The following is a 25,822-nucleotide window of genomic DNA, read 5'->3' on the forward strand; positions in this document are numbered from 1 at the left end:
AAGGCAAGAGCTATTCGAGCCAGCGCAGGCAGCCCGCCGAGTCGAGCACGGGATCGAGCCGCCGGCGCACGTCGGCCGGCAGCGCCGCCAGCTTCTTGCGCAACGCGTCGTAGCACTTGGCCTGGTAGCGGAACGGCGCCTGGCTCCACGGCCGGCCGAGGATGTCGAGATCGACCGACGGTGCGCCGCTCTCCAGCGCCGCGCGGTTGGCGGCGAGGAACGGCAGGTAGGTCACGCCGCAATGCTTCAGCAGTGCGGTCACGCCGTCCGGCAAGGGTGCATCGGCCGGCAGCCATTGCCCATCGACGCCGGAGGCATCGTCGAGCCGCAGCAGCCAGCAATAGACGTCGGGCGCGCGCTCCCGCATTTCCATCATCGGCGTTGGATCGACTGACAGGATCTGCAGCTGGCCGAACAGGCCGAAGTCGGCCAGCGACGGCCGCGAGCCGAACAGGTACTCGCTCTTGCGGACGTGAGCGTCGAGCGCATCGAGGATGAAACGGTAGCTGTCCTCGATGACGGGCCGGTTGCCGTCGGTGCAGCCAACCATTGCCATGCGGCCCACCTGGCGGTCGTTGAACGCCTGCATCGCCGCGCGCCGCTCGGCTTCAGGCATCTGCGGATTGCGCGAGGTGATAACCCAGTCCTGCGCGAATTTCCGGTCGGGCGCATAGTACCAGCGATAGTGGAACATGATCTTGGTGACCCATTCGTCGCCAAAATCCTCCACAAGGTCGCTGAGCCAGGCATGCGCCGGATCGTCCGGCACGATCGAGCGCCGACCGGGATGAGCGCGTTCGAGTGCATGAGCGAGCGGCGTCGAATCGTTCATCACCGTGCCATCGGGAAACGTCAGCGCCGGAATCACCGGCGGCAGGCCGGCAGCGACCGCGACATCGCGCGGCCAGCCCACGGCCTTCCAGATAAAGGGCAGCCGGCGATAGCGCAGGATCGCGCGCATCTTCACCGAGTAGGGCGAGGGACCGAAGCCGTGGAGGATGTAGGGGTTCGTGCTCATGTCGCCGCTCATCTCACCACTGTCCGAAGAAAATGCCGTGCTGGCGATGCTTGGCCGTGCGCGCCGCGACATAGGCGTCGTCGACGGTAACGCGGCTCTTGCGCGCCTTGGCCCAGGCGTTCAACCGATCCTCCATCTCGCGGAAGATCGGCGCATAGGTCAGGTCGGCGCCGAGGTCTCGACGTTCCTTCGGATCGTTGAGGAGGTCGAACAACATCGGCCGATAGCCCTGCCACCAGACGTACTTCCACCGGTCGGTGCGGACCATGATGGCGCGGCACTCGTTGGGCTTGCGACCGAGGATCGTGCGCGCCTCGCGGAAGGAATAATCGAGTTCCGAGAAGACTGCGTCGCGCCAGGTGTCGAGATGGATCCGGCGCAGCAGTGGCAGCAGCGAGCGGCCCTCCAGCAGGTGATCCTGCGGCGGCAGGCCGAGCGTTTCGAGGATGGTCGGCACGACGTCGATCGCCTCGACGAAACGCTCGTCGACCGTGCCGCGCGTCAGGTCGGCTTCGGGATCGGGATCGACCACGATGAAGGGAACGCGATATGCCTCCTCGTAGAACATCTCCTTTTCGCCCAGCCAGTGGTCGCCCAGGAAGTCGCCATGGTCGGCGGTGAAGATGATCAGCGTGTCGTCGAGCCGGCCGGCACGCTCCATATGCGCGAACAGGCGGCCGAGCCAGTCGTCGAGCTGGCGGATCAGGCCCATATAGGCCGGCCGCACGATTCCCGGCGCCTCGGGCCGGCTGAACGAGACTGACTCCTCCATCTCGCGATAGGCCGCCAGCACGGGATGCTCGTTCACGCGCTCCTGCTCGTCGCGGTTCAGCGGCAGCATGTCGGCGGCGCCGTACATGTTGTGGTAGGGCGCCGGCGCCATGTAGGGCCAGTGCGGCTTCACGTAGCTGAGGTGCAGGCACCAGGGCTTGTCGCCCATCTCGTCGATGAAGCGCATCGCCTCGCGCGTCATGTAGGCGGTCTCGGAATGCTCCTCCTTCACGCGCGCCGGCAGGTGGACGTTGCGCATGAACCAGCCCGAGGCTTTTTCGCCGCCGGGCCCGTCGGCCGCGATCACGAAGTCGCTCCACGGATCGTCGGAGACATAGCCGTGCCGCCGCAGGTAATCGGCATAGCCGCTCTCCGCGCCGGGCGGCGAATGGCCATCATAGCGGTCCAGCTCCTCGAAGCGTCCGGCACGCATCAGCGCTTCAAGAGCGGAGCCGCCTTCGATGCCGAATCGCTCCAGCCCCTCGAGATCGGGCAGGACGTGGGTCTTGCCGGCCAGCGCCACACGGATTCCGGCGGCCGACAGGAACTCGCCCAGTGTCTTTTCGCGCAGGGAGAGCGGCACGCGGTTCCAGGTGGCGCCGTGGCTCGACACGTAGCGGCCGGTGTAGAAGCTCATGCGGCTCGGGCCGCAAACACCGGACTGTACATAGGCCCGCGGGAAGCGCACGCCACGCGCCGCCAGCGCGTCGATCGCCGGCGTCTCGAGGTGCGGATGGCCGGCGCAGGACAGATGGTCCGCGCGCAGCTGGTCGCACATGATGAACAAAACGTTTTTGACCTTGCCCACGGTTTCCTCTCTCGACGGGTTCTGAATGCCCTGTCTAACTAAGCCGCATGACACAGGCGCCGTCCATCCGCGACATCATCGATTTCTGGTTCCTGCCGCTCGGCCATCCCGATCACGGCAAGCCGCGCGACATCTGGTGGCGGAGCACGCCGGAATTCGATGTGGAGACCGTCGGCCGCTTCGGCGCCGCGATCGAACGGGCGATCGCGGGTGAGCTCGATGCCTGGAAGGATTCCCCGGAGGGCGCGCTGGCGCTGATCCTGCTCTGCGACCAGTTCACCCGGAATTGTTTCCGCAAGACGGCGCGGGCTTTCGCCGGCGACGCCAAGGCCATCGATATCGCGCGCTACGCGCTGGCGCGCTTCTATCCGTCGGTGTTCCCCGTCGACATGCGGCTGTTCTTCTACATGCCGTTCGGTCACAGCGAGCATCTCGCCGACCAGCAATTCGCCTGCGCCCTGTTCGAGACGATCGGCGGCGAGGACAACATCAAGTCGGCCCACGAACATCGCGACGTCGTCGCCCGCTTCGGCCGCTTCCCCCACCGCAACGAGGTACTGGGCCGCAACACCACGGCCGAGGAGCTCGAATATCTGAAGAACGCAAACCGGTATGGGCAGTAGCTGCGCCCTCCGGCCGGGACGACGGATACTCTCTCTTATCCGCCCAGGATCTCGCGATAGAAGTCAGCGGTCGCGGTGTCGAAGCAACAGAAGATCACGCGCTCGGGCATGCCGATCAGGCGGACCTCGCGGACCGCGATCTCGGCCGCGGCTTCCTTCGGGTAGCCGTAGATGCCGGTCGAGATGGCGGGAAAGGCCATGCTTTCGAGCCCTTCCACGACCGCCAGCGCCAGCGAATTGCGATAGCAGCGGGCCAGCAGTTCGGGCTCGCCCTGCGTGCCGCCGCGCCAGACCGGACCGACTGTGTGAATGACGCGTCGTGCCTTGAGGCGGTAACCGCTGGTGATCCTGGCTTCGCCGGTGGGGCAACCGCCCAGGGTGCGGCATTCGGCCAGGAGTTCCGGCCCGGCAGCGCGGTGGATCGCGCCGTCGACGCCACCTCCGCCCAGCAGGCTCTCGTTGGCGGCGTTGACGATGGCATCGACGTCGAGGCGCGTGATGTCGCCCTCGACGATGTCGATGCGGCTCATCTTTTTACCAGTAGCGGACCGGACCGGTGTCGATGTGAACGAAGCCGGAGCGCGGGTAGAAGCCGACGCCGCCCATGTTGAGCGAACGCGCAGCCTGGCGGATGCGGAACACCGGGACGCCCGGGAAGCGGATGTCCATGGCGTTGCCGTTGATGTGCTGGCTGTCGCGCGCCACGCCGCGGCTGACGCTGGCCAGCCAGGCATTGCTCTCGGCCGAGCGGAAGGCCGAGAGGACCTCGATCTGGCCGTCGTAGCCGGAGATACGGGCGGTGTGCCACAGCACATCGAACAGCAGCGGGTCCATCTCGGTCGTGCCGGCGTCGCGGCTGTCGCGCAGGAACTGGTTGAGCTGGTCCAGAGCGCTGCGGTGATAGGAGCCGTTCGACCAGTAGGTGACCGTCAGCTCTTCCTTGGTGTTGAAATTCACGAGGCTCAGGCTGCGCGGGCTGGACAGGTCGAGATCGGGCGTCGGAACCGGCGCGGCCAGGGCGGCAGCTGGCGCGAAGCCGCCGTAGCGGGACGCAAGCATCTTCTGCTTCGTGGCGGGCGGTACCTTCTTCTGCTGGGCTGCAACCTTCTGCACGTTCGCCGATTTGGCGGGTGCCGCGGTCGTCTTCTTCGTGGTAGCGGTGGCTGCGGTCTTCGTAGTCGCGGTAGCGGCGGTCTTGACCTTGGGGGCGGTCGAAGCCCCCGTATTGGTTTGGGCGAAGCCGGTGCCGGCAAATGCCAACAGTGTCGCCAGGCTCAGTACAAAACTACGCATCCCTGCCCCGGTGTTGTTGCATTTTTGTCACAGACACCTTTATCAGAGACCCATTCTCGACTCAAAGTTAAATTCCTGTTCCCGGCTCACGGCCAGCCCGACCACCTCACCCACCATGCAAAGAGTCGGTCCGTTCAGGAACGCCCGCTGCGCCTGCCGATCGATGGTGGCCAGGGTGCCGATGATGCGCCGTTCGCGGTCAGTCGTGCCGTTTTCGATCAATGCCACGGGAGTAGAGGCCGGAAGGCCGTGCGACACGAGCTGTGAAGCGATCTGAGGGAGTGCCCCCGCTCCCATGTAGATGACGACGGTCTGCCGCGGGCGGGAGAGCATCTTCCAGTCGAGATCGACCGTGCCGTTCTTCAGGTGGCCTGTGACCAGCACACAGGCCTGGGCATGGTCGCGATGGGTGAGCGGAATCCCCGCGCTCGAGGCGCACCCCAGGGCGGCCGTGACCCCCGGCACCACCTCGACGGCCACACCCGCCTTGACCAGCGCTTCGACCTCCTCGCCGCCCCGGCCGAACACGAACGGGTCGCCGCCTTTAAGCCGCACCACGCTCTTGCCCGCGCGGGCCAGCGCCACGAGTCGATCGTTGATTTCCGGCTGCGGCACGCAATGATTCGCCCGGCGCTTGCCGACATAGACACGCTCGGCATCGCGGCGCGCCAGCGACAGGATCTCGTCCGAAACCAGCCGGTCGTAGACCAGGACGTCGGCGCGCTGCAGTAGGCGATGCGCCTTGAGGGTGAGAAGATCGGGATCGCCCGGTCCGGCACCCACGAGATGGACCATGCCGGCCGCTGGACTCTCGCTGCGCGCACTGTCGAGCAGGCGAATCAGCTCGCGGCGCGCGCCGATCTCGTCGCCGGCGAGGGCGAGTTCACCGACCTGGCCTTCGAACACGCGATCCCAGAAGCGGCGCCGCGCCCGCGGCACGACGAGGGTGCGGCGGACCTGTTCACGAAAAATCTCGGCGAAGCGCGCCAACCGTCCCAGCGCCGCCGGCAGGCTGCGTTCGATCTCGGCGCGGATGCGGCGCGCAAGCGCCGGCGCGGTGCCGCCGGTCGAGACCGCGATGGTGATCGGCGAGCGGTCGATGATCGCCGGCATGATGAAGCTCGACAAAGCGGGGCGGTCGACGACGTTGACCGGAACACAGCGCCGCTGCGCGGCCGCGGACACGCGCGCCTCGATCGACTCGTCCTCCGAAGCCACGATGACCAGCGACATGCCTTCGAGGTCGCTTTCGTCGAACGAGCGACCGGCCCAGGAGACCCGTCCCTCGGCGATGAACTGGGCCACCTCGCCATCGACTGTCTCGGCGATGAGCGAGACCTGCGCGCCGGCCTTGAGCAGCAGTTCCGCCTTGCGCGCGGCCGCATCGGCGCCACCGACGACCAGCGCACGGCGGCCCTGCAGCGACAGGAAGAGCGGGAAGGTCTGCATTAGGCGGCCCTCACGTGGCGCGCCGCACGCAGCAGTGCGCGGATCTCGGGACGGCAGGAACCGCAATTCGTCCCGGCCTGCGTGGTCGCGCCGATCGCCGCGAGCGAGGTTGCGCCATCGGCGATGGCTGCCTCGACGGCGCCACAGGATATGCCGAAACAGGCGCAGAGTTCGCCGCCGCGATGCATGTCCGTGCCGCCGTGCAGCAACGCGTCGCGCTGCTCCGTCGTGAGGCGATTCAGCGCCATGAACGGCGCGAAGCGATCTCGTGCGTCGGCCTGGTACGTCGACCCCAACGCCATCACAGCTTCGACCCGGCCATCGCTGACGACCGCGCCGACTCCGTTGTCACCGTCGAGCCATGGGCCAGGGTTGGTCGTCCGCACAGCTGCGGACAACGTTCGTTGTGCAACCGCGAAAGGCTGGTCGCCGGCAACGACGTAGGCGTGATAGCCGGCGCCCCTGATTCGCACCCAGTAAGAAATCTCCGGCAGCATGATCGGGCGACGAGCGAGAATCGTGCCATGCCAATGCATATCAACCCGACGGATTTCGACCGGCGTATGTTTCAGCTCCGGCTGACCGGAAAGGGGGTCGACCGCGGGATTCACCGCAGCATTGATTCGACCCGCGCGACTCAGCTGGGCCGTCCAGTGCATCGGCGCAAAGGCCTGGCCGAGACTTACCGAATCGGTCACATGGACACGCAGAACGCCACGCCCCCAGCCGCTCCTCACTTCGGCGATGTCGCCGTCGACAAGGCCTCGCACCGAGGCATCGCGTGGATGCACCTCGATCATGGGCTCCGGGCGATGACCGGCGAGGCGCACCGACTTCCCGGTACGCGTCATCGTATGCCATTGGTCGCGCACGCGGCCGGTGTTGAGGATCAGCGGCCGCTCTTCATCGGGTGCATTCACCGGCGCACGCGGCATCGTGGCAATGAAGCGAGCGCGACGGTCGGCGTGGAAGAAGGCACCGTCGCCGAAGAAGCGTCTGTCGGCCGCGCGCCCCCAGACGAACGGCTGCAAGGCTTGGTAGGCCGCATCGTCGATCGAGGCGCAGGCGCCGATGTCGAAGTCGCGCGTGCCCGCATTCTCGAATCCGGAAAGAGCCGCGTGCTCGCGAAAGATGTCGGCGACACCCCGCCATGCGAAGGCTTCGCCATGACCCAGGCGTCGCGCGACCTCGGCGAGGATCCACCAGTCCTGCTTCGCTTCGCCTGGCGGCGGCAGGAAAGGCCGTTGCCGCGAGATACCGCGTTCGGAGTTGGTCACCGTGCCGTCCTTCTCGGCCCAGGCGAGCGCCGGCAAGCGGATGCGGCAGGTGTCGACCGTGTCGCTGGCACGGATCGCCTCGGAGACGATGGAGAGTTCGCATCCGCGCAAAGCCTCGCGCACGGCATCGGCATCGGGAAGGCTGGCGACCGGATTGGTCGCCATGATCCACACCGCCTTGATGCGCCCGGCGCGCACGGCCTCGAACAGGTCGACCGCCTTCAAGCCGGGCTTCGTCGCCATGTGCGGGGCCCCCCAGAAGCGGGCGACCCTATCGATCTCGACCGGGCCGAAATCCATGTGGGCGGCGAGCGCATTGGAAAGCGCGCCGACCTCGCGGCCGCCCATCGCGTTAGGCTGCCCGGTGATGGAGAAAGGTCCCATGCCCGGCCGGCCGATGCGGCCGGTCAGCAGGTGGCAGTTGATCAGCGCGTTCACCTTGTCGACGCCGGCGCTCGACTGGTTCACACCCTGGGAATAGAGCGTCACGACCTTCTCGGTCCGGGCGAACAAGTCGAGGAAGGTGGCGAGGTCGGCCGGCGGCAGGCCACAGGCAGCGGCATCCGTTGCACGCGCCGCGTCAAGGGCGTCGCCCAGGCCCGACGTGTGCTGTTCCACGAAACGACGATCGGCCATGCCCCGTTCCGCGAGGCTGGCCAGCAGCACATTGAACAGCGCCACGTCGCTGCCGGGCTTCAGGGCGAGATGAAGATCGGCGATGTCGCAGGTCTCCGTGCGGCGCGGATCGACGACCACGACCTTCATCGAGGGCCGCACGCGCCGGGCCGCCTCCAGCCGCTGGAACAGCACGGGATGGCACCAGGCAAGATTGCTGCCGACCAGCACCACGAGATCGGCCCGCTCGAAATCCTCGTAGAGGCCGGGCACCGTGTCGCTGCCGAAGGCGCGCTTGTGACCGGCCACCGACGAGGCCATGCAGAGGCGCGAATTGGTGTCGATGTTGGCGGTGCCGAGGAAGCCTTTGATCAGCTTGTTGGCGGCGTAGTAGTCCTCGGTCAGCAACTGGCCGGAAACATAGAAGGCAACGGCCTCGGGCCCGTGCGCCTCGATCGTTTGCCGCAAGCCCTCCGCCACAGTATCGAGCGCGACCTCCCAGGAGACGCGCTGGCCATCGATCTCGGGATGCAGCAGGCGATCCTCGAGCGACAAGGTCTCGCCCAGCGCCGCGCCTTTCGAGCACAGCCGCCCCTGATTGGCGGGATGGTCATGGTCGCCTTCGACGGCAGCGCCGCCCTTCCCGTCCGGCGTCGCAACGATGCCGCATCCGACACCGCAGTAAGGGCAGGTCGAGCGGACGCCGGTCGTCATGACGACATCCACAACCTCACCCTGAGGAGCAGTCCGCAGGAGTGCGTCTCGAAGGGTGGGCACGCGCACCACGTCCTTTGCCCATCCTTCGAGACGCCGTGCTGCGCACGGCTCCTCAGGATGAGGGATTCAATTTCAGGGCGACCGCCGCTAGTAGACATCGCGCTGATACCGGCCGGCCTTTGCAAGGCCGTCAAGCCAGGCTTTTGCCTCGGCCGCGCTCTTGCCGCCCTCACGGGCCGCAATATCGAGCAGTGCCGTCTCGACGTCCTTGGCCATGCGCTTGGCGTCGCCGCAGACATAGAAGTGTGCGCCCTGCTCGAACCACGCCCAGAGTTCGGCGGCGTTCTCGCGCATGCGGGTCTGAACGTAGATTTTCTCGACCTGGTCGCGTGAGAAGGCAAGGTCCAGGCGCGACAGCACGCCCCGGCGCTGCCAGTCCACGATCTGGTCCTCGTAGAGGAAATCCGTCCCGCGCTTCTGATCGCCGAAGAACAGCCAGTTCTTCCCCTTCGCGCCGCGCGCGTCGCGCTCCTCCAGGAAGGCGCGGAACGGCGCGATGCCGGTGCCCGGCCCGACCATGATGGCGGGCGCCATATCGTCGGCGGGCGGCGCGAAGCCGTGGGCCTTCTGCACGAACACCGGAATGACATCGCCAGGCTTGGCGAAGTCAGCGAGATAGCACGAACCGATACCGGTGCGGGTGCGATCGTTGGTGTCCCAGCGCACGGCCGACACGGTGAGATGGACTTCCCCCGGATGCGCCTTGGGCGACGAGGCGATCGAGTAGAGCCGCGGCTGCAGCCGGTCGAGCGACTTCAACAGGCCCGGCAGAGAGGGCGAGACCGAGGGAAAGGCCTGCAACAGGTCGAGCAGGTCAGCCTCCGCCAGTTCGGGCGGTCCCTCGCCCGACGCCAGCGCCTGGAGCTTGAGCGCCTCTTCGCCGTCGAAGGCGCGACTCGCCAGGAACAGCATGCATTCGTCGCTTGGCCGCGCGATGTCGACCTTGCTGAGCAACGCCTGCCGTAGCGGCAATGCCTCGTGATCGATCCCCACCATCTCCTCGCCCGTTGCGCCGAGGCGATCGAGCACCGCCTGCACCAGCTGCGGGTTCTTGCGGGCGAAGACGCCGAGACTGTCACCGGCTTCGTAGGTGATGTCACTTGCCGAGAGGTCGAGCACGACGTGCCGCACGTCTTTCTCCGAACCCGGACGGTTCAGGGGATGGGCGTCGACAAGCGTGGCGAGGGCCGGCCGATCGCGTGAGAAGCCCACCGGACCGGCGGCCCTCACCGCCGGCGCGGCCACGGCCGGACCGTCCCGCATCGGCTCCAGTGCGGCGACCAGCTCCTTCACCTTGCGCTGCGTCTCCTTGCCGCCCGGCACGCAGCGGCCCGTGTCGGCCTCGGCGCCGGACCACACCGCCTCGGCATAGGTCTGGCAGAGATAGCCGCACTGGCCGCAATCGAGTTGGGCCATTGCAGCCATGAGCTGCCGTTCGGGCTTGCTGTCCTTTGCGAGATCCAGCCGCTCCGTGAGCGACAGAGCGGCATCGTGCCAGGGGAAATCCTCGGGCTCGGCGGGCTCCGACAGCCCCTCGTCCGCACCGCCGCCGCTCACGCCGAGATAGGCGGCAAAGAAGCCGTTCAGCCAGGCGCGCTGTTCCGTCGAGAACGGCGCGTTCTCCGGGATGATCTGCGGGATCGGCGAGATTGCGTTCATGCCGCCAGCGCCGAAACAGGGGCACGCTCCGCCAACTCGCGCAGAACCGGAATCTCGTGGCGGCGGCAGAATTCGAAAAACGATTCGGCCGGCCCCTGGCGATGCGCCAGATAGGCTCCAAGCAGCCTTTCGAGAAGCGGCGGCAGTTCGTCGAAGGCAATCGAGGTTGCATACTCCCGGGCCATCGCCTGCTCGGCCGTCGAAGCCGCGCCGCCGCCGATGAAGACATGGTAGCCCTCGACGCTGTCTTCGCCGCGTTCGACCTTGGCCGCGATCAGGCCGATGTCGCCGATATAGTGCTGGGCGCAGGAATGATGGCAGCCTGTCAGGTGGATGTTGATGGGCGTGTCGATGTCGAGCCGCACCTCGAGATAGTCCGCGAGCTTCAGCGCATGGCCCTTGGTGTTCGCGGCCGCGAACTTGCAGCCGGCATTGCCAGTGCAGGCCACCAGGCCGCGCCGGATGGCGCTCGCCTCGACGCCGAGGCCGAGGGCGGCGATGGCCGCGACGCAGACCCCGATGTCGCGATCCGCCACGTCGGAGATCAGGAGATTCTGCCACACGGTGAGGCGGATCGTGCCGCTGCCGAAGCGCTGCGCGATCTCGGCGATGCCGCACATCTGCTCCGACGTCACACGGCCCACCGGCAGCACGAGGCCGAGATAGTTGAGGCCCGGCTGCTTCTGGCGATGCACGCCGATATGGCCGTGCTTGTCGGCCAGCACCCGGGCGGTCACCTGCGCGCCGGCAGCCCGGCGCAGCTTCGCGCCATGTTCCTTCTCGACCGCGGCCACGAAGGCGTCACGCCCCATGCGGTCAATCACGTATTTCAGCCTCGCCTTCTGCCGGTTGGTGCGGTCGCCGTGGATCGCGAAGGCTCGCACGACCGCGCCGGCCACCGGCACGCATTCTTCCGGCTTCAGCAGGACCCCGGTCTCGAAGGCGAAGTCGAGATGGCCGGTGATGCCGCCGAGCTGCAGGCGAAAATAGATGCCGGGCTCGAAGCCTTCGCCGCCCGTCACCTCGGTCGCGACGAAGCCGATATCGTTGGTGTCCTCCAGCACCGGCACGCGCCCGCCGCCGTCGAAGGCAATGTTGAACTTGCGCGGCAGGCCGTACATCTCGCGATGATTGAGGATGTAGTGATGCATGGCACGGCACAGCGGCCGCGTGTCGTAGAGTTCCTGGCGGTCGATGCCGGCGGTCGGGCTGCCGGTGATGTTGCGGATATTGTCGGCGCCCGAGCCGCGCGCCGTCAGTCCGAGATCCTGCACGGCAAGCAACAGGTCGACGGCATGGCGCGCCGGAATTTCACGGATCTGCAGGTTAGCGCGGGTCGTCACGTCGGCATAGCCGCCGCCGAAGGCCTCCGCCGCGTCGGCGAGCCCACGCATCTGCCAGGCGTTCAGGATGCCGTTGGGAATGCGCAGCCGGCACATGAAAGAGTTCTCGGCCGGCGCAACGTAGAAGAGCCCGTGATACTTGGTGAGGAAGACGTCCATGCCCTTGGGGAACTGCCCGGCCTCGGCACGGCCCACCAGGTCGTCCCAGCGATCGAGCGGATGGCGCGCACGCTTGGCCGTCTCCTCGGCCACGAGCTTGCCGCCCGCGGCCATGGCACGGTCCTGGGCGGCCTGCTGCAGGGCGTCGGGACCGATCGGCTCGCCAACCGGCGCCCCGGACGTGCGAGCCGTCAGTTTGTCGGCCGCCTTGCGCGCCTCGATGCCGCTGACGAAACCCTGCAGCCATTGCTTCTGAGCGTCGTCGAATTCCTCGCTCATGTACCTCCCCATTCAGATGGGGAGGTGTCGGCCTCATAGGCCGACGGAGGGGTCAGGCGCGTCGCGCAATGCATGCCCTCTCCGTCGTCGTATGACGACGCCACCTCCCTCGTTGACGGCGGAGAAGAACTAGGCCGCCGCACGGGCAGGCACCCGGTGGCGTGCGTAGAGGAACTCGAGCACCGCGGCACGGCAGCGCGCATATTCGGCGTCGGTCGCGAGTTCGAGCCGGCGGCGCGGCCGCGACAGATTGATGGGCAGGATCTCGCCGATGGTGGCGGCGGGACCGTTGGTCATCATCACCACGCGATCCGACAGCAGCACCGCCTCGTCGACGTCGTGGGTGATCATCATCACCGTGTTGCCGAGGCGCGCGTGGATCTCCATGACGCTGTCCTGCAGATGGGCGCGGGTCAGTGCGTCGAGCGCGCCGAACGGCTCGTCCATCAGCAGCACCTTGGGCTGCATGGCGAGGGCCCGGGCGATGCCGACTCTCTGCTTCATGCCGCCCGACACTTCGTGCGGCCGCTTGTCCCTGGCCTGGGCCATCTGCACCAGCTCGAGATTGTGCATCACCCAGTCGTGGCGCTCCGCCTTGTTCTTCGACGACCCGAACACCTTGTCGACGGCAATCGCGATGTTGCCGTAGACGGTGAGCCACGGCAGCAGCGAGTGGTTTTGGAACACGATGGCCCGGTCGGGGCCCGGCGCGTCGACCACCTCGCCTTCGAGGAACACCTCGCCGCTGGTCGACTTCAAGAGGCCGCCCAGGATGTTGAGCAAGGTCGACTTGCCGCAGCCCGAGTGGCCAATCAGCGAGACGAACTCGCCCCGCTCGATTCGCAGGTTCACGTCCCGCAGCACCTCCGTCGCCATCTGGCCGCGGCGAAAGCTCATCCCGATCTGGTCGAACTTGAGGTAGGGTTGTGTGGTCATGGCCTGTGCTCCTACTGCGCCGAGACGCCGTGCGAGACGAAGTGACCGATCGTGGCAATCAGCTTGTCGAGCAGGAAGCCGACGATGCCGATGTAGACCAGGGCCACGATGATGTCGGAGATGCGCGAGCTGTTCCACGCGTCCCAGATGAAGAAGCCGATGCCGACGCCGCCAATCAGCATCTCGGCCGCCACGATGGCGAGCCAGCTCAGGCCCACACCGATGCGCAATCCGGTGAAAATGTAGGGCACGGTCGCAGGCAACGTGATTTTGTAGAACACCTCCCACCAGGAGAGCCGAATCACCGCCGCGACGTTGCGATAGTCCTGCGGGATGTTCCGCACACCCACCGACGTGTTGATGATGATCGGCCAGATCGAGGTGATGAAGATCACGAACAGGGCCGATGGGTCGGCGTGGCGAAAGCCCGCCAGCGACAGCGGCAGCCAGGCGAGCGGCGGCACGGTGCGCAGCACCTGGAAGATCGGATCGAGGCCGCGCATCGCCCAGGTACTCTGGCCGACCAGCACGCCCAGTGCGATGCCGACGACGGCGGCGAGGCTGAAGCCGATCGCGACGCGTCCCAGGCTCTTGGAGATCTGCCAGAAGGCGCCCTTGTCGATGCCGCCATTGTCGTAGAACGGATCGGCAATGAAGTCCCAGGCATCGGCCACCACCTTGGTTGGCGGTGGCAGGTGGGCGCCCGGCTCCGAGCAGAGGAGCTGCCAGACGAACAAGGTGATCGAAAGCACGACGAGCGGCGGCAAGACGACGCTCGCCACGTGCTTCAGCACATCCATGAGGCGATCCAGTGCCGGCCGTACCGGCGGCCGGAAGGCAACGATCTCCGCAGAGGATTCCGGCACCGGTACCGCGTTGGCGACCGATACGCCCGTCTTTGCCAACGCCTGCATCACGCCACCTTCTTGATCTGAAGGCTGGCGAGATAGCCCTTCGGATCCTCGGGATCGAACACCTTGCCGTCGAAGAAGGTTTCCTTGCCGCGCGACGTCGTCTTGGGCACGTCGGATTCGGCGGCGCCGATGTTCTTGGCCGCCGTCCGCCACAGATCCTCGCGATTGACCTTGGCGATGATCGCCTTCGTGTCGAGGTCCATCGGCAGCTTGCCCCAGCGCTGGTTCTCGGTGAGGAACCACAGTTCGTGACTCTGATAGGGGTAGGAGACGCCGCCCTTCCAGAACTTCATCAGCTGATTGGAGTTGGAGACCTTGCGTCCGTCGCCGTAATTGAATTCGCCCTTGATGCGGTTGATGATGTCGGCGGGCGGGACATTGAACCATTGGCGCTTGCCGATGATGTTGGCTAGCTCCTGCTTGTTCTCCATCTTGTCGCACCACTGCTGGGCTTCCAGCACCGCCATCAGCACGGCCATCGCCGCCTTCGGATTCTTGTCGACCCAATCGGCACGCATGCCGAGCGATTTCTCCGGGTGGTTCATCCAGAGTTCGCCGGTCATCGCGGCGGTGAAGCCGATGTCCTGATTCACGAGCTGTTCGTTCCACGGCTCGCCGACGCAGAACGCGTCCATGTTGCCGACCTTCATGTTGGCCACCATCTGCGCCGGCGGCACGACGATGGTCGACACGTCCTTGTCGGGATCGATGCCAGCAGCGGCGAGCCAGTAGCGGATCCAGAGATCGTGCGTGCCGCCCGGGAAAGTCATGGCGCACTTCACTTCCTTGCCGGCCGCCTTCTTCTTGGCGAACGCCTCCTTGAGCGGCTTGGCGTCGATGGTGGCGCCCAGCCCCTTGAACTCGTTGGAAACGGAGAGGCCCTGGCAGTCGTAGTTGAGGCGCGCCAGGATATACATCGGCACCGGCCGGTTCTCGGGCGTCGTGGTTCCCAGGCTGATCTGGTAGGGCTTTGGCGTCAGGATGTGGGCGCCATCGATGCCCCCGGAACCACCGCCCAGAACGAGATTGTCGCGGGTGGTGCCCCACGAAGCCTGCTTGGCGACGTTGGCTTCGGTGATGCCGTATTTGTCGAACAGCTTCTTTTCCTTCGCGATGATCAGGGGAGAAGCGTCGGTCAGCGCGATGAAACCCAGCGTGACCTTGTTGGTCTCGGGTCCGGCGGCCTGGGCGAAGGCGCCGCCCGGGAACGAGGCGCGCACGGCGCTCACCAGCGCAGCCGTCGCCGTCACGGCGCCGGCATTCTTCAGAATCTGGCGCCGGCCCAGGCCCTTGTGGCCGTTCCTATTTTCCATGACTGCTCTCCTGCTGTTCGTAGATCTCTGACGTCTTCTTGCTGGGGTCGAACACCGACCCGTCGAGGAAACTGTCGGGGCCCATCGCCACCGGCGCGCCGTTGGTCGGGATGATCCAGGGATCGGGATGGGCGCCCTCGACCTTGCGGTCGGAGAGCGGGCACGGCAGGCCGAGTTCGCTGGCGGCGGCGCGGTAGATGTCGCTGCGGAACACGCGGTCGGCGACGGCGCGCATGTCGGTGCGCGGCGCCACCTGGCCCCAGCGGACCATCTGCGACAGGAACCAGTCGGCGTGGCTGCGCCACGGGAAGTTGGCGAGCTGGCGATGGAAGATGTGGAAGTCCGGCAGGCTGAGCGACCGCGCGATCACTTCAGCCGGCACGTTGAGGAACCGCGGCGAAGCGAGGATACGCGCAGCCTCGGGCCGGTTGGCCGGCTCGTCGAGCCAGGCGCCGGCCTCGGTGATGGCCTTCACCAGCGCGATCAGCGTCTTCGGATTGCGCTGCGCCCAGGCTTCGGTCGTGCCGAGCATCTTCTCCGGCATCGAGTCCCAGATCTGGCGGCTGGACGCGGCGATGCGGCCGATGCCGAGCGAGGCGGACTGCTGGTTCCACGGCTCGCCCACGCAGTAGCCGTCGATCGTGCCGCCCGAGAGGTGGGCCACCATGTGCGGCGGCGGCACGACGGTGAGCCGCACGTCGCGGTCGGGATCGATGCCTCCTGAGGCCAGCCACAGGCGCAGCAGGTGGTTGTGCGAGGAATAGGTGAAGACCGACGCGAGCGTGACGGGTGGCCGGCCGTCCCGGGCGCGGCGCGCGACGACGGCAGCCAGCGCGCGCACATCGAGCGGCGCGCCGGCCGGAAGGTTGTCACCCGCGAATTCGGGGGCGGCTTCCCCGATCTCCCGCCACAGCCCGTTCGAGAGCGTGATCGAGTTGCCATTGAGATGCAGCGTCATGGCCGCGATCATCGGAACGTTGACGCTGTCGATGCCGAGCGTGGTGGCCAGCGGCATGGGCGATAGCATGTGAGCCGCGTCGAGCAGCCCGACCGCGAGCTTGTCGCGGATGTTCGACCATGAAACCTCTCGGCGCAGTTCGACCTCAAGCCCGTGGCGTTCGTAGAGGCCCAGCACCTCCGCGAACAGCAAGGGCGCGCAGTCGATAAGGGGAATGAACCCCACCGTCACCTTCGGTCGCTCGACTTGTCCCACGACGCTCGACTCCAAAAAAAAAAGACGCCCCAAACGGCCGCATGATCGCGACCGCGTGGGACGTCGTTGTCCGGAAAGGCAGACCGCCATTGGCCTGCCCGAGAATTCAGGAGCCGCCCATCATTGGGCGTCTCGCTGTTAGTGCAGCAGGAAGCGTGCCAACCGCTGCGAGCGCGGCCACGCTTCGCAAGTGGCTGATTCAGCTATGAGAATCCGGAAGCCCAGAAAATCACCGTCGGACGGTTGTATTACTTGCTGCCTGCTTGCGCGCCAGTGTCGCCAAATAGGCAGGCATCATCCGCAATCTGTCATCCTGAGCACCGCAAAGGATCTCCCGCAAGCCACGCACTCGATCACTGCTGACAATATATGGTCGTTCGGTGAGGTCCTTCGCGGCGATCAGGACGACAAAATCGATCAGAATTTCAGCGCCCTGGCATAGGTCAGGAGATCCTGCGCCACTTCGCCAATGCGCTTGTTCTGGTCCATCGCGAGCTTGCGCAGCAGCTTGTAGGCGGCTTCCTCACCGATCCCCTTCTGCTCCATCAGCAGCCCTTTGGCGCGATCGACGGTCTTGCGCTCGACCAGCGACAGGCGGGCGCGCTCAAGTTCCTCGCGCATCGCGTGATAGCGATTGAAGTGCGCGACCGCGACATCGACGACCGGTTGCACGCGATCTTGCGTCAGTCCCTTCACGACATAGGCAGAGACGCCCGCCTCCATCCCGGCGGCGATCGTCGCCGGATCGGAACGGTCGGCAAACAGCGCGATCGGCCGAGGCTGTTGCTCGGTCGTGCGCCGCAGATCCTCGATCGCGTCGCGGCCGGGATTGTCGATGCTGATCACTATCACATCGGGTTGCAGGACGCTGACGCGCGCCGCGAGATCGTAGGTGCCGTCGAGTCGCGCCAGCAACACGTAGCCAGCATCGCGCAGGCCAGACTCCACGATCTCGGCGCGGGCGGGATTGTCGTCGATCAGCACTACGGACAGCGGTTTGGACACGGGCGGCTGCAACTCTCCTGCAACTCCGCGGGGCGCAACTTCCGTGCCACCGGTGTTACGGCATCGATTCGACGAGCTTTCCGGCCGCCCAGCGGCCCGCACGCGTCTTGCCCTCGGCATCGGTGTACTGGCCGTAGCCGTTGCGCTGCCCGCCGCTGAACCCGCCTTCGTAGCGCTCGCGCTCGCCGATTCGTTCGACGCCCGGCCCGTCGAGCAAGTCGCCGTGAAACTCGCCGCCCTGCACGACATTCGGTTCGACGAGCGTGCGGCGAATGGCGAGGCCCTCGAGACGGCCGCCGACGAAATTGCCTTCCGACCTTTCGACACCCGGCTTCTCACGCAGCCCGAGCCCGGTCGACTTGCCGTCCTTCCATTGCCCCGAATAGCGCGTGTCATCCGCCAGCCGGACAGTGCCGAGACCGTTCATCAGGTCGGCGCTCCAGTCGCCCGCCTGGCGTTCGCCGTTGCCGAGTTCGGCAACGCCCAGTCCCTGGCGCTTGCCGTCGACGACCTGGCCGATGTAGCTCGCGCCCCCGTCATAGGTGAGTCGCTCGCTGTTCTCCAGATCGGGACGCGCGGCCCGCGCCGCCACGATGCGCGCCTCGCCCGCCATGGCGCGTGCCGCGCGCGCCGCTTCCTCGGCGCGCTCGTACATCGCCCGCGCCTCCGTCGCGGCGCGCTGCGCCTGATCGACGAGTGCTTTCTGAGGCGACGTATCAGCAGCGGCGACGGGTGGTTTGGTAGGTGTCATCGGCTGGACAGGTGTCGGCGTGGCCGCTTGGGACGGTTCGTTCGGCACGGCGATCGGCACTGGCGACGGCAGGGTTGCCTGCGTCTCGACCCGGGGCGCCCCGAGGATGCGCTCGCGAATCTGCGGCGCGTACTTCCATGTCGCGACGGCAGCCAACACCAGCAGCACGATCGGCAGACGCCGCCGCGCGAATCCTTTCCGCCGCGCCGGCGGAGGCTCGGCGTCGATCGTCTCGGCCGGCGACCGGCTGGCCCCGCCGAGACGCGGCCCCGATGCGAGGGGCGCCGATGCGAGGGGCCCCGACGCGACGGGCGCCGGCTTGGGCTCGGTCATCATGCGTTGCGTGGGCGCATCTTGGACACGCGGCAGCGACCCGCCAAAGAGCGTCCGCCATTCGGCGATAGATTGCGGCCTCTGCTCGGGCGCGAACGCCAGGCCGCGATCGATCGCCGACAGCAGGGACGGGTCGAATCGATCGGCATGGGTGGCCGCGAGCGGTCGGTAGGGATCCGTGCCGACGCGGCTCACCGCCTCGGGCGGCGCGGAACCCGAAATGGTGTGATGCAGCACCGCCGCCGTCGCATAGATGTCTGTCCACGGCCCCTGCTTGCCGTCCATCGCGTATTGCTCGATCGGCGCATATTGCGGCGTCAGGATACTGGTCAGGGTGCGCGTGCGTCCGCCCATCGCCTGGCGCGCCGCCCCGAAGTCGATCAGGACGGGCACGCCATCGCGACGCACGATCACGTTCGATGGCTTGATGTCGCGGTGCAGGAAACCCTGGGCGTGCACGGCGCCGAGGCCGCTCAGCATGCCTTCAGCCAAACGCCTGATCTCGTCGGGCTGCAGGCGCCGGCCGGGCTGGCGCAGGAGCTGCGCCACGCTGGGGCCGTCCTCGAATTCCATGACGGTGTAGGCCGTGCCATTGGCCTCGAAGTAGCGCAGCACCGGCACAATGTGGACATGACGGAACCGCGCCAGCGCCCGCGCCTCGTCGAGGAAGCGCTCGCGCCCCCAGGTGAAATCGTCGGCGAAGCGCGAGCCGCGCGGCGCCACCTGGCCATCGGCCCGGCGGGTCGCGAACTCGACCGGCATGTATTCCTTGATGGCGACGAACTTGGCGAGCTGCGTATCGAAGGCCCGATAGGTGATACCGAAGCCGCCATGCCCGATCAGCGCGTCGAAGCGATAATCGCCCAGTCGCGTGCCGACCGGCAAAGCTTGATCGTGTTCTGCTGTCATGGGCACGCGCAACCTCGGCCCCTAGATGCGCGCTCCGGGGCAGCCGCACAAGCGGCGAAGAGGAATCAGCGGCTGGCGTCCGAGACGGCGAACGACCGGAGCGGGCCGGCGTCCCGCATTTCGGGCATGAGCTGCATGATCATAAGCAGGACGCAGAGGCCGATTGCCGTCAGCATCGTGGCAGGGCCCGTGCGCAGATAGGGGGTGGGCGTCGAGACCCGTCGCTCGTCCGTCATGTCGGACAACTCCACAAAAAATCGACTTCGCAAAAATAACGATGGCCCGAACGGCCCTGAAAATGGGCCAAGCCTGAGGCGAAGCATAAATCAAACCGCCTCAAAAATCCAACAAAGCCGTGGAATCACAACGGTTTAATAGATGATGTGAAGAACAAAAGCGAACCCCACCAGTGATGGCGTAGGACTTGCGTCACAATTGAAGTCGAAGATGGGCCGCGAACTCCGGCCCGGGCCGGGTTAGGATCGTTCCATGAATACAGCCCCACGCGACAATGTCAGGACCCTGGTCCTGACCGGCGCCAGCCGAGGCATCGGCCATGCGACCGTCAAGAAATTCAGCGCCAATGGCTGGCGGGTCATCACGATCTCGCGCCAGCCCTTCAGCGCGCTCTGCCCATGGCCGAGCGGCGGCGAGAACCACGTTCAGCTCGACCTTGCCGACCCGGTCGATATCGGCCGCGGCATCGAACAGATCCGCTCGCGCCTCGCCGGCGGCCGCCTCGATGCGCTGGTCAACAACGCAGCCATCTCGCCCAAGGGCAAGGGCGGCGCACGACTGGGCGCCATGGACACGCCGTTCGATCTCTGGCGGCAGGTGTTCAACGTCAACTTCTTCGCGCCCGTCGCGCTGGCCCGCGGCCTGGTCGACGAGCTGTCGAAGGCGCAGGGTTGCGTCGTCAACGTGACGTCGATCGCCGGCAGCCGCGTCCATCCCTTCGCGGGCTCGGCCTACGCCACCTCGAAGGCCGCCCTCGCGGCGCTCACCCGCGAGATGAGCCACGATTTCGGCCCGCGCGGCATTCGCGTCAACGCGATCGCGCCTGGCGAGATCGATACCGCGATCCTGTCGCCCGGCACCGAGAAGATCGTCGAGGAGCAGATTCCGATGCGGCGCCTCGGCACGCCGGACGAAGTGGCGGACGTGATTCACTTCCTTTGTGAGAAGGGATCGAGCTACGTTTCCGGCGCCGAGATCCAGATCAACGGCGGCCAGCACGTCTAGGAGTTCGCGATGGACAGCACGATCACCAACCTGAAAGGCGAAACCGGCCGCGACGCACGACGCCGCATCCGCAATGGCGGCCATCGCCTGCCGACCTCCGGCATGGCGCCGGGTTTTGTTCAGGGCAACCTCGCGATCCTGCCCAAGGCGCTCGCCGCCGACTTCGCCCGCTTCTGCATGCTGAACCCCAAGCCCTGTCCCCTGCTGGGCCAGTCCGAGCCGGGCGACTGGCGCCTGCCGACCCTGGGCGAGGATCTCGACATCCGCACCGACATCCCGCTCTACCGCGTCTGGAAGAACGGCGAGCTGGTCGAGGAAGTCACCGACCTCAAGGGCGTGTGGCGCGACGACCTCGTCTCCTTCGTGCTGGGCTGCTCCTTCTCCTTCGAGGAGGCACTGATCGAGAACGGCCTCGAGCTTCGCCATCAGACCTGCAACAGCAACGTGCCGATGTTCCGCACCAACATCGAGTGCGCGCCGGCCGGTCCGTTCCACGGCCCGATGGTCGTGTCGATGCGGCCCTTCAAGCCTGCCGATGCGATCCGCGCCGTGCAGGTGACGACACGGTTCCCGTCGGTGCACGGCGCGCCCGTGCATCTCGGCAAGCCGGAGATGATCGGCATCAAGGACATTGCCAAGCCCGACTATGGCGACGCCGTGCCGGTGCGCGACGACGAACTTCCCGTCTTCTGGGCCTGCGGCGTCACCCCGCAATCGGTCGTGGCAACGGTGAAGCCCGAGTTCTGCATCACCCACGCGCCGGGCTACATGCTCGTCACCGACCTGCTCAACTCGCGCCTGGCCGTCCTCTGACGATGGCGCGGCTGGAGTTCGAAGGTCACGCCAAGGGCGCGATCGAGAAGGTCGCGGTCGACATCAAGGATCTGGTCATCGCCGGCTGGACCGGTCGTGACGTGACCGCACTCAACCATCACATCGAGGAACTCAAGGCGATCGGCGTCCAGCCGCCGTCGCGGGTGCCGATCTACTACCGCGCGGCCGCGCAGATGCTGACCCAGGCGGACCGCATCCAGGTTCTGGGCGAGGACAGTTCGGGCGAGGTCGAGCCCGTCCTGATCGGCGCTGCCGACCGGCTCTGGGTGACGGTGGGTGCCGACCATACCGACCGCAAGGTCGAGAGCTACGGCATTGCCGTCTCCAAGCAGATGTGTGCCAAGCCGATCGGCCGCACCGCCTGGCGCTTCGAGGAAGTCGAACCCCATTGGGATCAGCTGATGCTGCGCAGCTTCGTGCAGGAAGGCGGCAAGAGGGTTCTCTACCAGGAAGGGCCGCTGTCCAAGATCCGCGATCCGCGCGAACTGATCTTCGCCTGGAAGGACAACAAGCGGCTGCCGATGGGGACCGTGATGTTCTGCGGCACCATGCCGGCGATCGGCGGCATCCGTTCCTCGTCGCGCTTCGAGATGGAACTCGCCGATCCCGTGCTCGGCCGCACAATCACCCACGCTTACGACATCGAGACCCTGCCGATCATCGCCTGAAGGCGTTCCGTATCGCGAAGACGCATGGCTCGGCTGCAGGTCAGGCCTTGCGTGAACGGCGTCGCTAAACGTACGTTCAGCGCCTTCGGGAGGAACAAGTGACCACGATCAAGGGCGCCTACGACGGCATTACCGTTCTCGACTTCACGCAGGGCATTGCGGGGCCGCACGCCTCCATGCTGCTCGCGCTGCATGGCGCCGACGTCATCAAGGTCGAACCGCCGGAAGGTGACTGGGGCCGGGCACTGGGCGAACTGAAGGGCGACCACTGCGCCCATTCCGTCGCCTTCAACCGCGGCAAGCGCTCGATCGCGCTCGACCTCAAGTCCGCCGACGGCATCGCGGTCGTGAAGAAGATCGCCGCCAAGGCACATGTGGTGATGGAAAGCTTCCGTCCCGGCGTCATCTCGCGGCTGGGCTTCGGCTACGAGGATATCAGGAAGGTCAATCCGAATGTCATCTACTGCTCGGTGTCGGGCTTCGGCCAGACCGGCCCCTACAGCAAGCGTCCGACCGTCGACGGCCTGATCCAGGCGTTCAGCGGCATGATGGTGATGAACAAGATGCCGGACGGCACGCCGTGGCGGCAGGGCATGATCGCCGTCGACGTGACGACCGGGCTCTACACCTTCCAGGCGCTGGCGACCGCGCTGATGCGCCAGTTCCGGTACAACGAAGGCTGCTTCATCGATTCGAGCCTGATGCGTGCCGCCGCCGCCTTCCAGGGCGCCAAGCTGATGGAATGGGTGTTCTCCAAGGGCGCACCACCTGTGCTCTACATGCCGGCCGGCAGCTACAAGACGTCGAACGGCTACATCATGGTGAGCGCCATGAGGCCGCATCATTTCCGGCTGCTGTTCGAACTGATCGGCCGACAGGACATCGCCGACGACCCCGATCTGCAGAGCCACGAGAATCGCATCAAGAATGCGGCCAAGATCATCAAGGCACTGAACGAGACCATGCCGACCAAGACGACCGAGGAATGGATCGCGATCCTCCAGCCCAAGGACGTGTTCTGCGAGCGGGTGAACAATTACTCCGACTATCTCGACCATCCGCACGTCAAGGAGTCGGGCGCGATCGACTGGATCGAGCAGGACGGGTTCGGCCGCATGCCGGTCGCCAACATCGCGGGCCTCCCGCCGGCGTCGCAACATGCGCCGCAGCAGCACGCCCCGCATGTCGGCGAGGACGGTGCGGATATCCTCGGCGAGCTTGGCTACACCGCGTCAGACATCGATGCGATGTTCGCGCGCGGTGGCGTGCGGGCGCCCGCTCCGGCGGTCAAGGCCGCGGACTGAGCGCGAAACGCTCAATGTCGCGGCGGCTGCGCAGCCGCACGACCCTCTTCTCTCCGGCCAGCGCTTCGCACTCCTTGGCGAAGCGCTCGCGATTGCGCCGGTGCGTCTTCAGCGCATAGAGCAGAATCGAATTCCGGCTGAGGAAGGCATTGGACAGGGTCTCGCGATTGCCGGTGCCCCACAGCTCCTCACGCGTCACGGCCCGCTTCACCGTCCGCCGCATCAGGCGCGACATCACCAGCGGCAGCGGCAGGTCGAGCCAGACCAGCGTGTCGGCCGGACGCCATACGAGGTCCCGCACCTGGCCGTAGTTGCCGACGACGATCCAGCCTTCGTCGGCGGTCTCGCGCTCGACGCGATGACGGAACAGATCGACCGGCGCCGGCTGCCAGTCGCGCCCCCAGAAAAGCGCATCGAGCTCGACGACGCGCAGGCCAGCGCGCTCGGCGAGGCGCTCGGCCAGCCAGCTCTTGCCCGATCCCGTCGTTCCGAACACCGCCACCCGTCGCATGGACGAACTTTAGCGTCCACAACGGCCGACTCGCAGGCGCGCGATTCGCCACACCCGGGCCCCGCTGCGGTTGCCGCGTTGCAGCGGATCGGGGACAGTCGCCCATGCATATCGGACTTCTCGCCGGGATCGGACCGGCCGCCACCGACTTCTACTATCGAGGCCTGATCGACCGGCATGTCGCCGGCGGCATCCCGCTCGACCTCACCATGGCGCATGCCGACGTGCGCGAGATGAGCCGCAACCTCGTCGGCAACAATCCGAAGAAACAGGCGGAGATCTTCGCGGGGCTCGCGCAGCGGCTGAAGGCAGCCGGGGCGCAGGCCGTCGCCATCACTTCGATGGGCGGCCATTTCTGCGTGAACGAGCTTATCGCGATCTCGCCGCTGCCCGTGCTCAACGCCATCCCCGCGGTCGACGCGGCGCTGGCCAGGGGCAAGTTCCGGAAGCTCGGCATCCTGGGAACCCGCACGGTCATGGAATCGAAACTCTATGGCGGCATTCCCTCGGTCGAAGTCGTGCCGACGGAGGGTGCGGCCCTCGATCGGGTTCACGACACCTACGTCGCCATGGCCACGATCGGCCATGTGACCGAAGACCAGCGCCAGGTCTTCTTCGAAGCCGGCCGCCAACTCTGTTCGCGCGGCGCGGAAGCCATCATGCTGGGCGGCACCGACCTATTCCTGGCTTTCGCCGGACACGATCCCGGCTTCCCTGTCATCGACTGCGCCGACATCCATGTCGACGCGATCTACGCCAAATCGGCCGCCTGACGGCCCGGAGCATTTACATGGCCGAAGACAACCGTCCCCGCCGGTTCGCCGTCCTGATCGACGCCGACAACACCTCGCCCCGCATCGCCGCCGGCCTGTTCGAGGAGATCGCCAAGTTCGGCGAGGCCAGCGTCCGCCGCATCTACGGCGACTTCTCGAGCCCGCGCCTCAAGTCATGGGCCGAGATCCTGCAGAAATACGCGATCGATCCCTATCAGCAGTTCGCCTACACGTCGGGCAAGAATGCCTCCGACATCGCGCTCGTGATCGATGCGATGGACCTGCTGCACAGCCGACGCTTCGACGGCTTCTGTCTCGTTTCCTCCGACAGCGACTTCACGCGCCTCGCTTCGCGGCTGCGCGAGGAGGGCGCCGACGTCTACGGCTTCGGCGCCCAGAAGACGCCGGAGAGCTTCCGCCAGGCCTGTCGGCGGTTCATCTACACCGAGAACCTGCTGCCCGAGGCCGCGGTGACCGCGCCCGGCGAGGGCACGACTGCAAATTCCCTGCAGCCAGCCAGCGCCGCCATTCCCTTCCTCGCTAAGGCGATCGCGCAGATGGAGACGGAAGATGGCTGGGTGAGCCTTGGCGCGGTCGGCCAGCGCCTCGCCAACATCGCCTCCGACTTCGACCCGCGCACCTACGGGTTCCGCAAGCTCAGCGACCTGATCCGCAAGACCGGCGCCTTCGACATGGAGCAGACCGACGGACGCACCGTGCGGATTCGCGCCAAGCCGATCCAGTCCCCTGCAGAAAGCACTCCCGCCCGCAGTCGCGGCCGTGGCCGGGGACGAGGCAGAGGGGCTGCTGCCGCCGCGCCGCGGTCACAACCGGCTTAGCAGGCTCTCGAATAGAACCTTCAGAAGAACCGGGCCGCAACATTGTTGCGCCGGCACGGGGTGCAGGGGTGCGTCATGCGTTTCATTTGTTTCGTTTATTTCGTTTGTTTCGATTATTCGCCGTGAGTCCGGCTTTTTCGACGGCCTTTTGATCGCAAAGACCCGCCGCGCTGGGCCACTTCGCTCGTTGATTTTGCCCGGACCGC

General features: G+C 66.4%; 23 protein-coding genes. 7 read left to right on the forward strand and 16 right to left on the reverse strand.

Annotated elements, in window-relative coordinates:
* Positions 1 to 10 precede the first annotated feature (10 nt).
* Both Q0Q48_RS21220 and Q0Q48_RS21225 read right to left on the reverse strand, forming a co-directional pair.
* Positions 11 to 1,018 (reverse strand): glutathione S-transferase N-terminal domain-containing protein, encoded by a 1,008-nt coding sequence (locus Q0Q48_RS21220; RefSeq protein WP_295142220.1) that lies wholly within the window; start codon positions 1,016 to 1,018, stop codon positions 11 to 13.
* Positions 1,019 to 1,031: 13 nt separating this feature from the next.
* Positions 1,032 to 2,597 (reverse strand): sulfatase-like hydrolase/transferase, encoded by a 1,566-nt coding sequence (locus Q0Q48_RS21225; protein WP_295142223.1) that lies wholly within the window; start codon positions 2,595 to 2,597, stop codon positions 1,032 to 1,034.
* Positions 2,598 to 2,644: 47 nt separating this feature from the next.
* Here Q0Q48_RS21225 and Q0Q48_RS21230 point away from each other — a divergent pair, with 47 nt between their 5' ends.
* Positions 2,645 to 3,220: a DUF924 family protein gene (locus Q0Q48_RS21230; protein WP_295142226.1), complete on the forward strand. Its 576-nt coding sequence runs from the start codon at positions 2,645 to 2,647 to the stop codon at positions 3,218 to 3,220.
* Between the two features lie 35 nt (positions 3,221 to 3,255).
* Here the strand turns inward: Q0Q48_RS21230 and Q0Q48_RS21235 are convergent, their stop codons facing one another.
* The 13 genes from Q0Q48_RS21235 to Q0Q48_RS21295 form a co-directional block, all read right to left on the reverse strand.
* Entirely contained in the window at positions 3,256 to 3,750 is a 495-nt protein-coding gene (locus Q0Q48_RS21235; RefSeq protein ID WP_295142228.1) for an O-acetyl-ADP-ribose deacetylase, read from the reverse strand.
* Positions 3,751 to 3,754: 4 nt separating this feature from the next.
* Positions 3,755 to 4,513 carry a DUF882 domain-containing protein gene (locus Q0Q48_RS21240; RefSeq protein ID WP_295142231.1) on the reverse strand — a complete coding sequence of 253 codons (759 nt, stop codon included), beginning with the start codon at positions 4,511 to 4,513 and terminating at the stop codon, positions 3,755 to 3,757.
* 42 nt (positions 4,514 to 4,555) lie between these two features.
* On the reverse strand, positions 4,556 to 5,962 hold the full coding sequence (gene cysG / locus Q0Q48_RS21245) for a siroheme synthase CysG (protein WP_295142234.1): 1,407 nt from the start codon (positions 5,960 to 5,962) through the stop codon (positions 4,556 to 4,558).
* On the reverse strand, positions 5,962 to 8,568 hold the full coding sequence (locus Q0Q48_RS21250; protein ID WP_295142237.1) for a nitrate reductase: 2,607 nt from the start codon (positions 8,566 to 8,568) through the stop codon (positions 5,962 to 5,964). The genes cysG and Q0Q48_RS21250 overlap by 1 nt, the downstream gene beginning before the upstream one ends.
* 150 nt (positions 8,569 to 8,718) lie before the next feature.
* A complete protein-coding gene (locus tag Q0Q48_RS21255; protein ID WP_295142241.1) occupies positions 8,719 to 10,290 on the reverse strand; it encodes a sulfite reductase subunit alpha in 1,572 nt (523 codons plus the stop codon).
* Positions 10,287 to 12,071: a NirA family protein gene (locus Q0Q48_RS21260; protein ID WP_295142243.1), complete on the reverse strand. Its 1,785-nt coding sequence runs from the start codon at positions 12,069 to 12,071 to the stop codon at positions 10,287 to 10,289. Before Q0Q48_RS21260 ends, Q0Q48_RS21255 begins: the two co-directional genes overlap by 4 nt.
* Positions 12,072 to 12,200: 129 nt before the next feature.
* A complete protein-coding gene (locus Q0Q48_RS21265; RefSeq protein WP_295142246.1) occupies positions 12,201 to 13,007 on the reverse strand; it encodes an ABC transporter ATP-binding protein in 807 nt (268 codons plus the stop codon).
* An 11-nt stretch (positions 13,008 to 13,018) separates the two neighbouring features.
* Positions 13,019 to 13,921, reverse strand: coding sequence for a nitrate ABC transporter permease (gene ntrB, locus Q0Q48_RS21270; RefSeq protein ID WP_295142249.1), 903 nt, complete (start codon positions 13,919 to 13,921; stop codon positions 13,019 to 13,021).
* Positions 13,921 to 15,234: a CmpA/NrtA family ABC transporter substrate-binding protein gene (locus Q0Q48_RS21275; protein ID WP_295142251.1), complete on the reverse strand. Its 1,314-nt coding sequence runs from the start codon at positions 15,232 to 15,234 to the stop codon at positions 13,921 to 13,923. Before Q0Q48_RS21275 ends, ntrB begins: the two co-directional genes overlap by 1 nt.
* The gene (locus Q0Q48_RS21280) at positions 15,224 to 16,447 is read right to left on the reverse strand and encodes a CmpA/NrtA family ABC transporter substrate-binding protein (RefSeq protein ID WP_295142256.1); all 1,224 of its coding nucleotides are present in this window, start codon (positions 16,445 to 16,447) and stop codon (positions 15,224 to 15,226) included. Before Q0Q48_RS21280 ends, Q0Q48_RS21275 begins: the two co-directional genes overlap by 11 nt.
* 417 nt (positions 16,448 to 16,864) lie before the next feature.
* Positions 16,865 to 17,452, reverse strand: a complete 588-nt coding sequence (locus tag Q0Q48_RS21285) for an ANTAR domain-containing protein (RefSeq protein WP_295142258.1) — start codon at positions 17,450 to 17,452, stop codon at positions 16,865 to 16,867.
* Between the two features lie 55 nt (positions 17,453 to 17,507).
* Complete coding sequence (locus Q0Q48_RS21290) at positions 17,508 to 19,445, reverse strand: protein kinase (protein ID WP_295142260.1); 1,938 nt, start codon at positions 19,443 to 19,445, stop codon at positions 17,508 to 17,510.
* Between the two features lie 65 nt (positions 19,446 to 19,510).
* Positions 19,511 to 19,681, reverse strand: a complete 171-nt coding sequence (locus tag Q0Q48_RS21295; RefSeq protein ID WP_295142261.1) for a hypothetical protein — start codon at positions 19,679 to 19,681, stop codon at positions 19,511 to 19,513.
* A gap of 253 nt (positions 19,682 to 19,934) precedes the next feature.
* Between Q0Q48_RS21295 and Q0Q48_RS21300 the strand changes: the two genes are divergently transcribed.
* From Q0Q48_RS21300 to Q0Q48_RS21315, 4 genes are all read left to right on the forward strand, one after another.
* Positions 19,935 to 20,687 (forward strand): SDR family oxidoreductase, encoded by a 753-nt coding sequence (locus Q0Q48_RS21300; protein ID WP_295142264.1) that lies wholly within the window; start codon positions 19,935 to 19,937, stop codon positions 20,685 to 20,687.
* A 9-nt stretch (positions 20,688 to 20,696) separates the two neighbouring features.
* Positions 20,697 to 21,500, forward strand: coding sequence for a putative hydro-lyase (locus Q0Q48_RS21305; RefSeq protein WP_366915299.1), 804 nt, complete (start codon positions 20,697 to 20,699; stop codon positions 21,498 to 21,500).
* Positions 21,501 to 21,502: 2 nt separating this feature from the next.
* Complete coding sequence (locus tag Q0Q48_RS21310; protein ID WP_295142267.1) at positions 21,503 to 22,189, forward strand: DUF2848 domain-containing protein; 687 nt, start codon at positions 21,503 to 21,505, stop codon at positions 22,187 to 22,189.
* 98 nt (positions 22,190 to 22,287) lie between these two features.
* A complete protein-coding gene (locus Q0Q48_RS21315; protein WP_295142270.1) occupies positions 22,288 to 23,493 on the forward strand; it encodes a CoA transferase in 1,206 nt (401 codons plus the stop codon).
* Here the strand turns inward: Q0Q48_RS21315 and Q0Q48_RS21320 are convergent.
* On the reverse strand, positions 23,477 to 24,004 hold the full coding sequence (locus Q0Q48_RS21320) for a DUF87 domain-containing protein (protein WP_295142273.1): 528 nt from the start codon (positions 24,002 to 24,004) through the stop codon (positions 23,477 to 23,479). The genes Q0Q48_RS21315 and Q0Q48_RS21320 overlap by 17 nt on opposite strands.
* Positions 24,005 to 24,108: 104 nt before the next feature.
* On the opposite strand from Q0Q48_RS21320, the gene Q0Q48_RS21325 reads away from it, so the two are divergent.
* Both Q0Q48_RS21325 and Q0Q48_RS21330 read left to right on the forward strand, forming a co-directional pair.
* Positions 24,109 to 24,777: an aspartate/glutamate racemase family protein gene (locus tag Q0Q48_RS21325; RefSeq protein WP_295142276.1), complete on the forward strand. Its 669-nt coding sequence runs from the start codon at positions 24,109 to 24,111 to the stop codon at positions 24,775 to 24,777.
* Positions 24,778 to 24,794: 17 nt separating this feature from the next.
* Positions 24,795 to 25,616, forward strand: coding sequence for an NYN domain-containing protein (locus Q0Q48_RS21330; protein ID WP_295142279.1), 822 nt, complete (start codon positions 24,795 to 24,797; stop codon positions 25,614 to 25,616).
* Positions 25,617 to 25,822: the final 206 nt, after the last annotated feature.

The organism is uncultured Reyranella sp., assembly GCF_945957355.1.
GTDB lineage: Bacteria > Pseudomonadota > Alphaproteobacteria > Reyranellales > Reyranellaceae > Reyranella.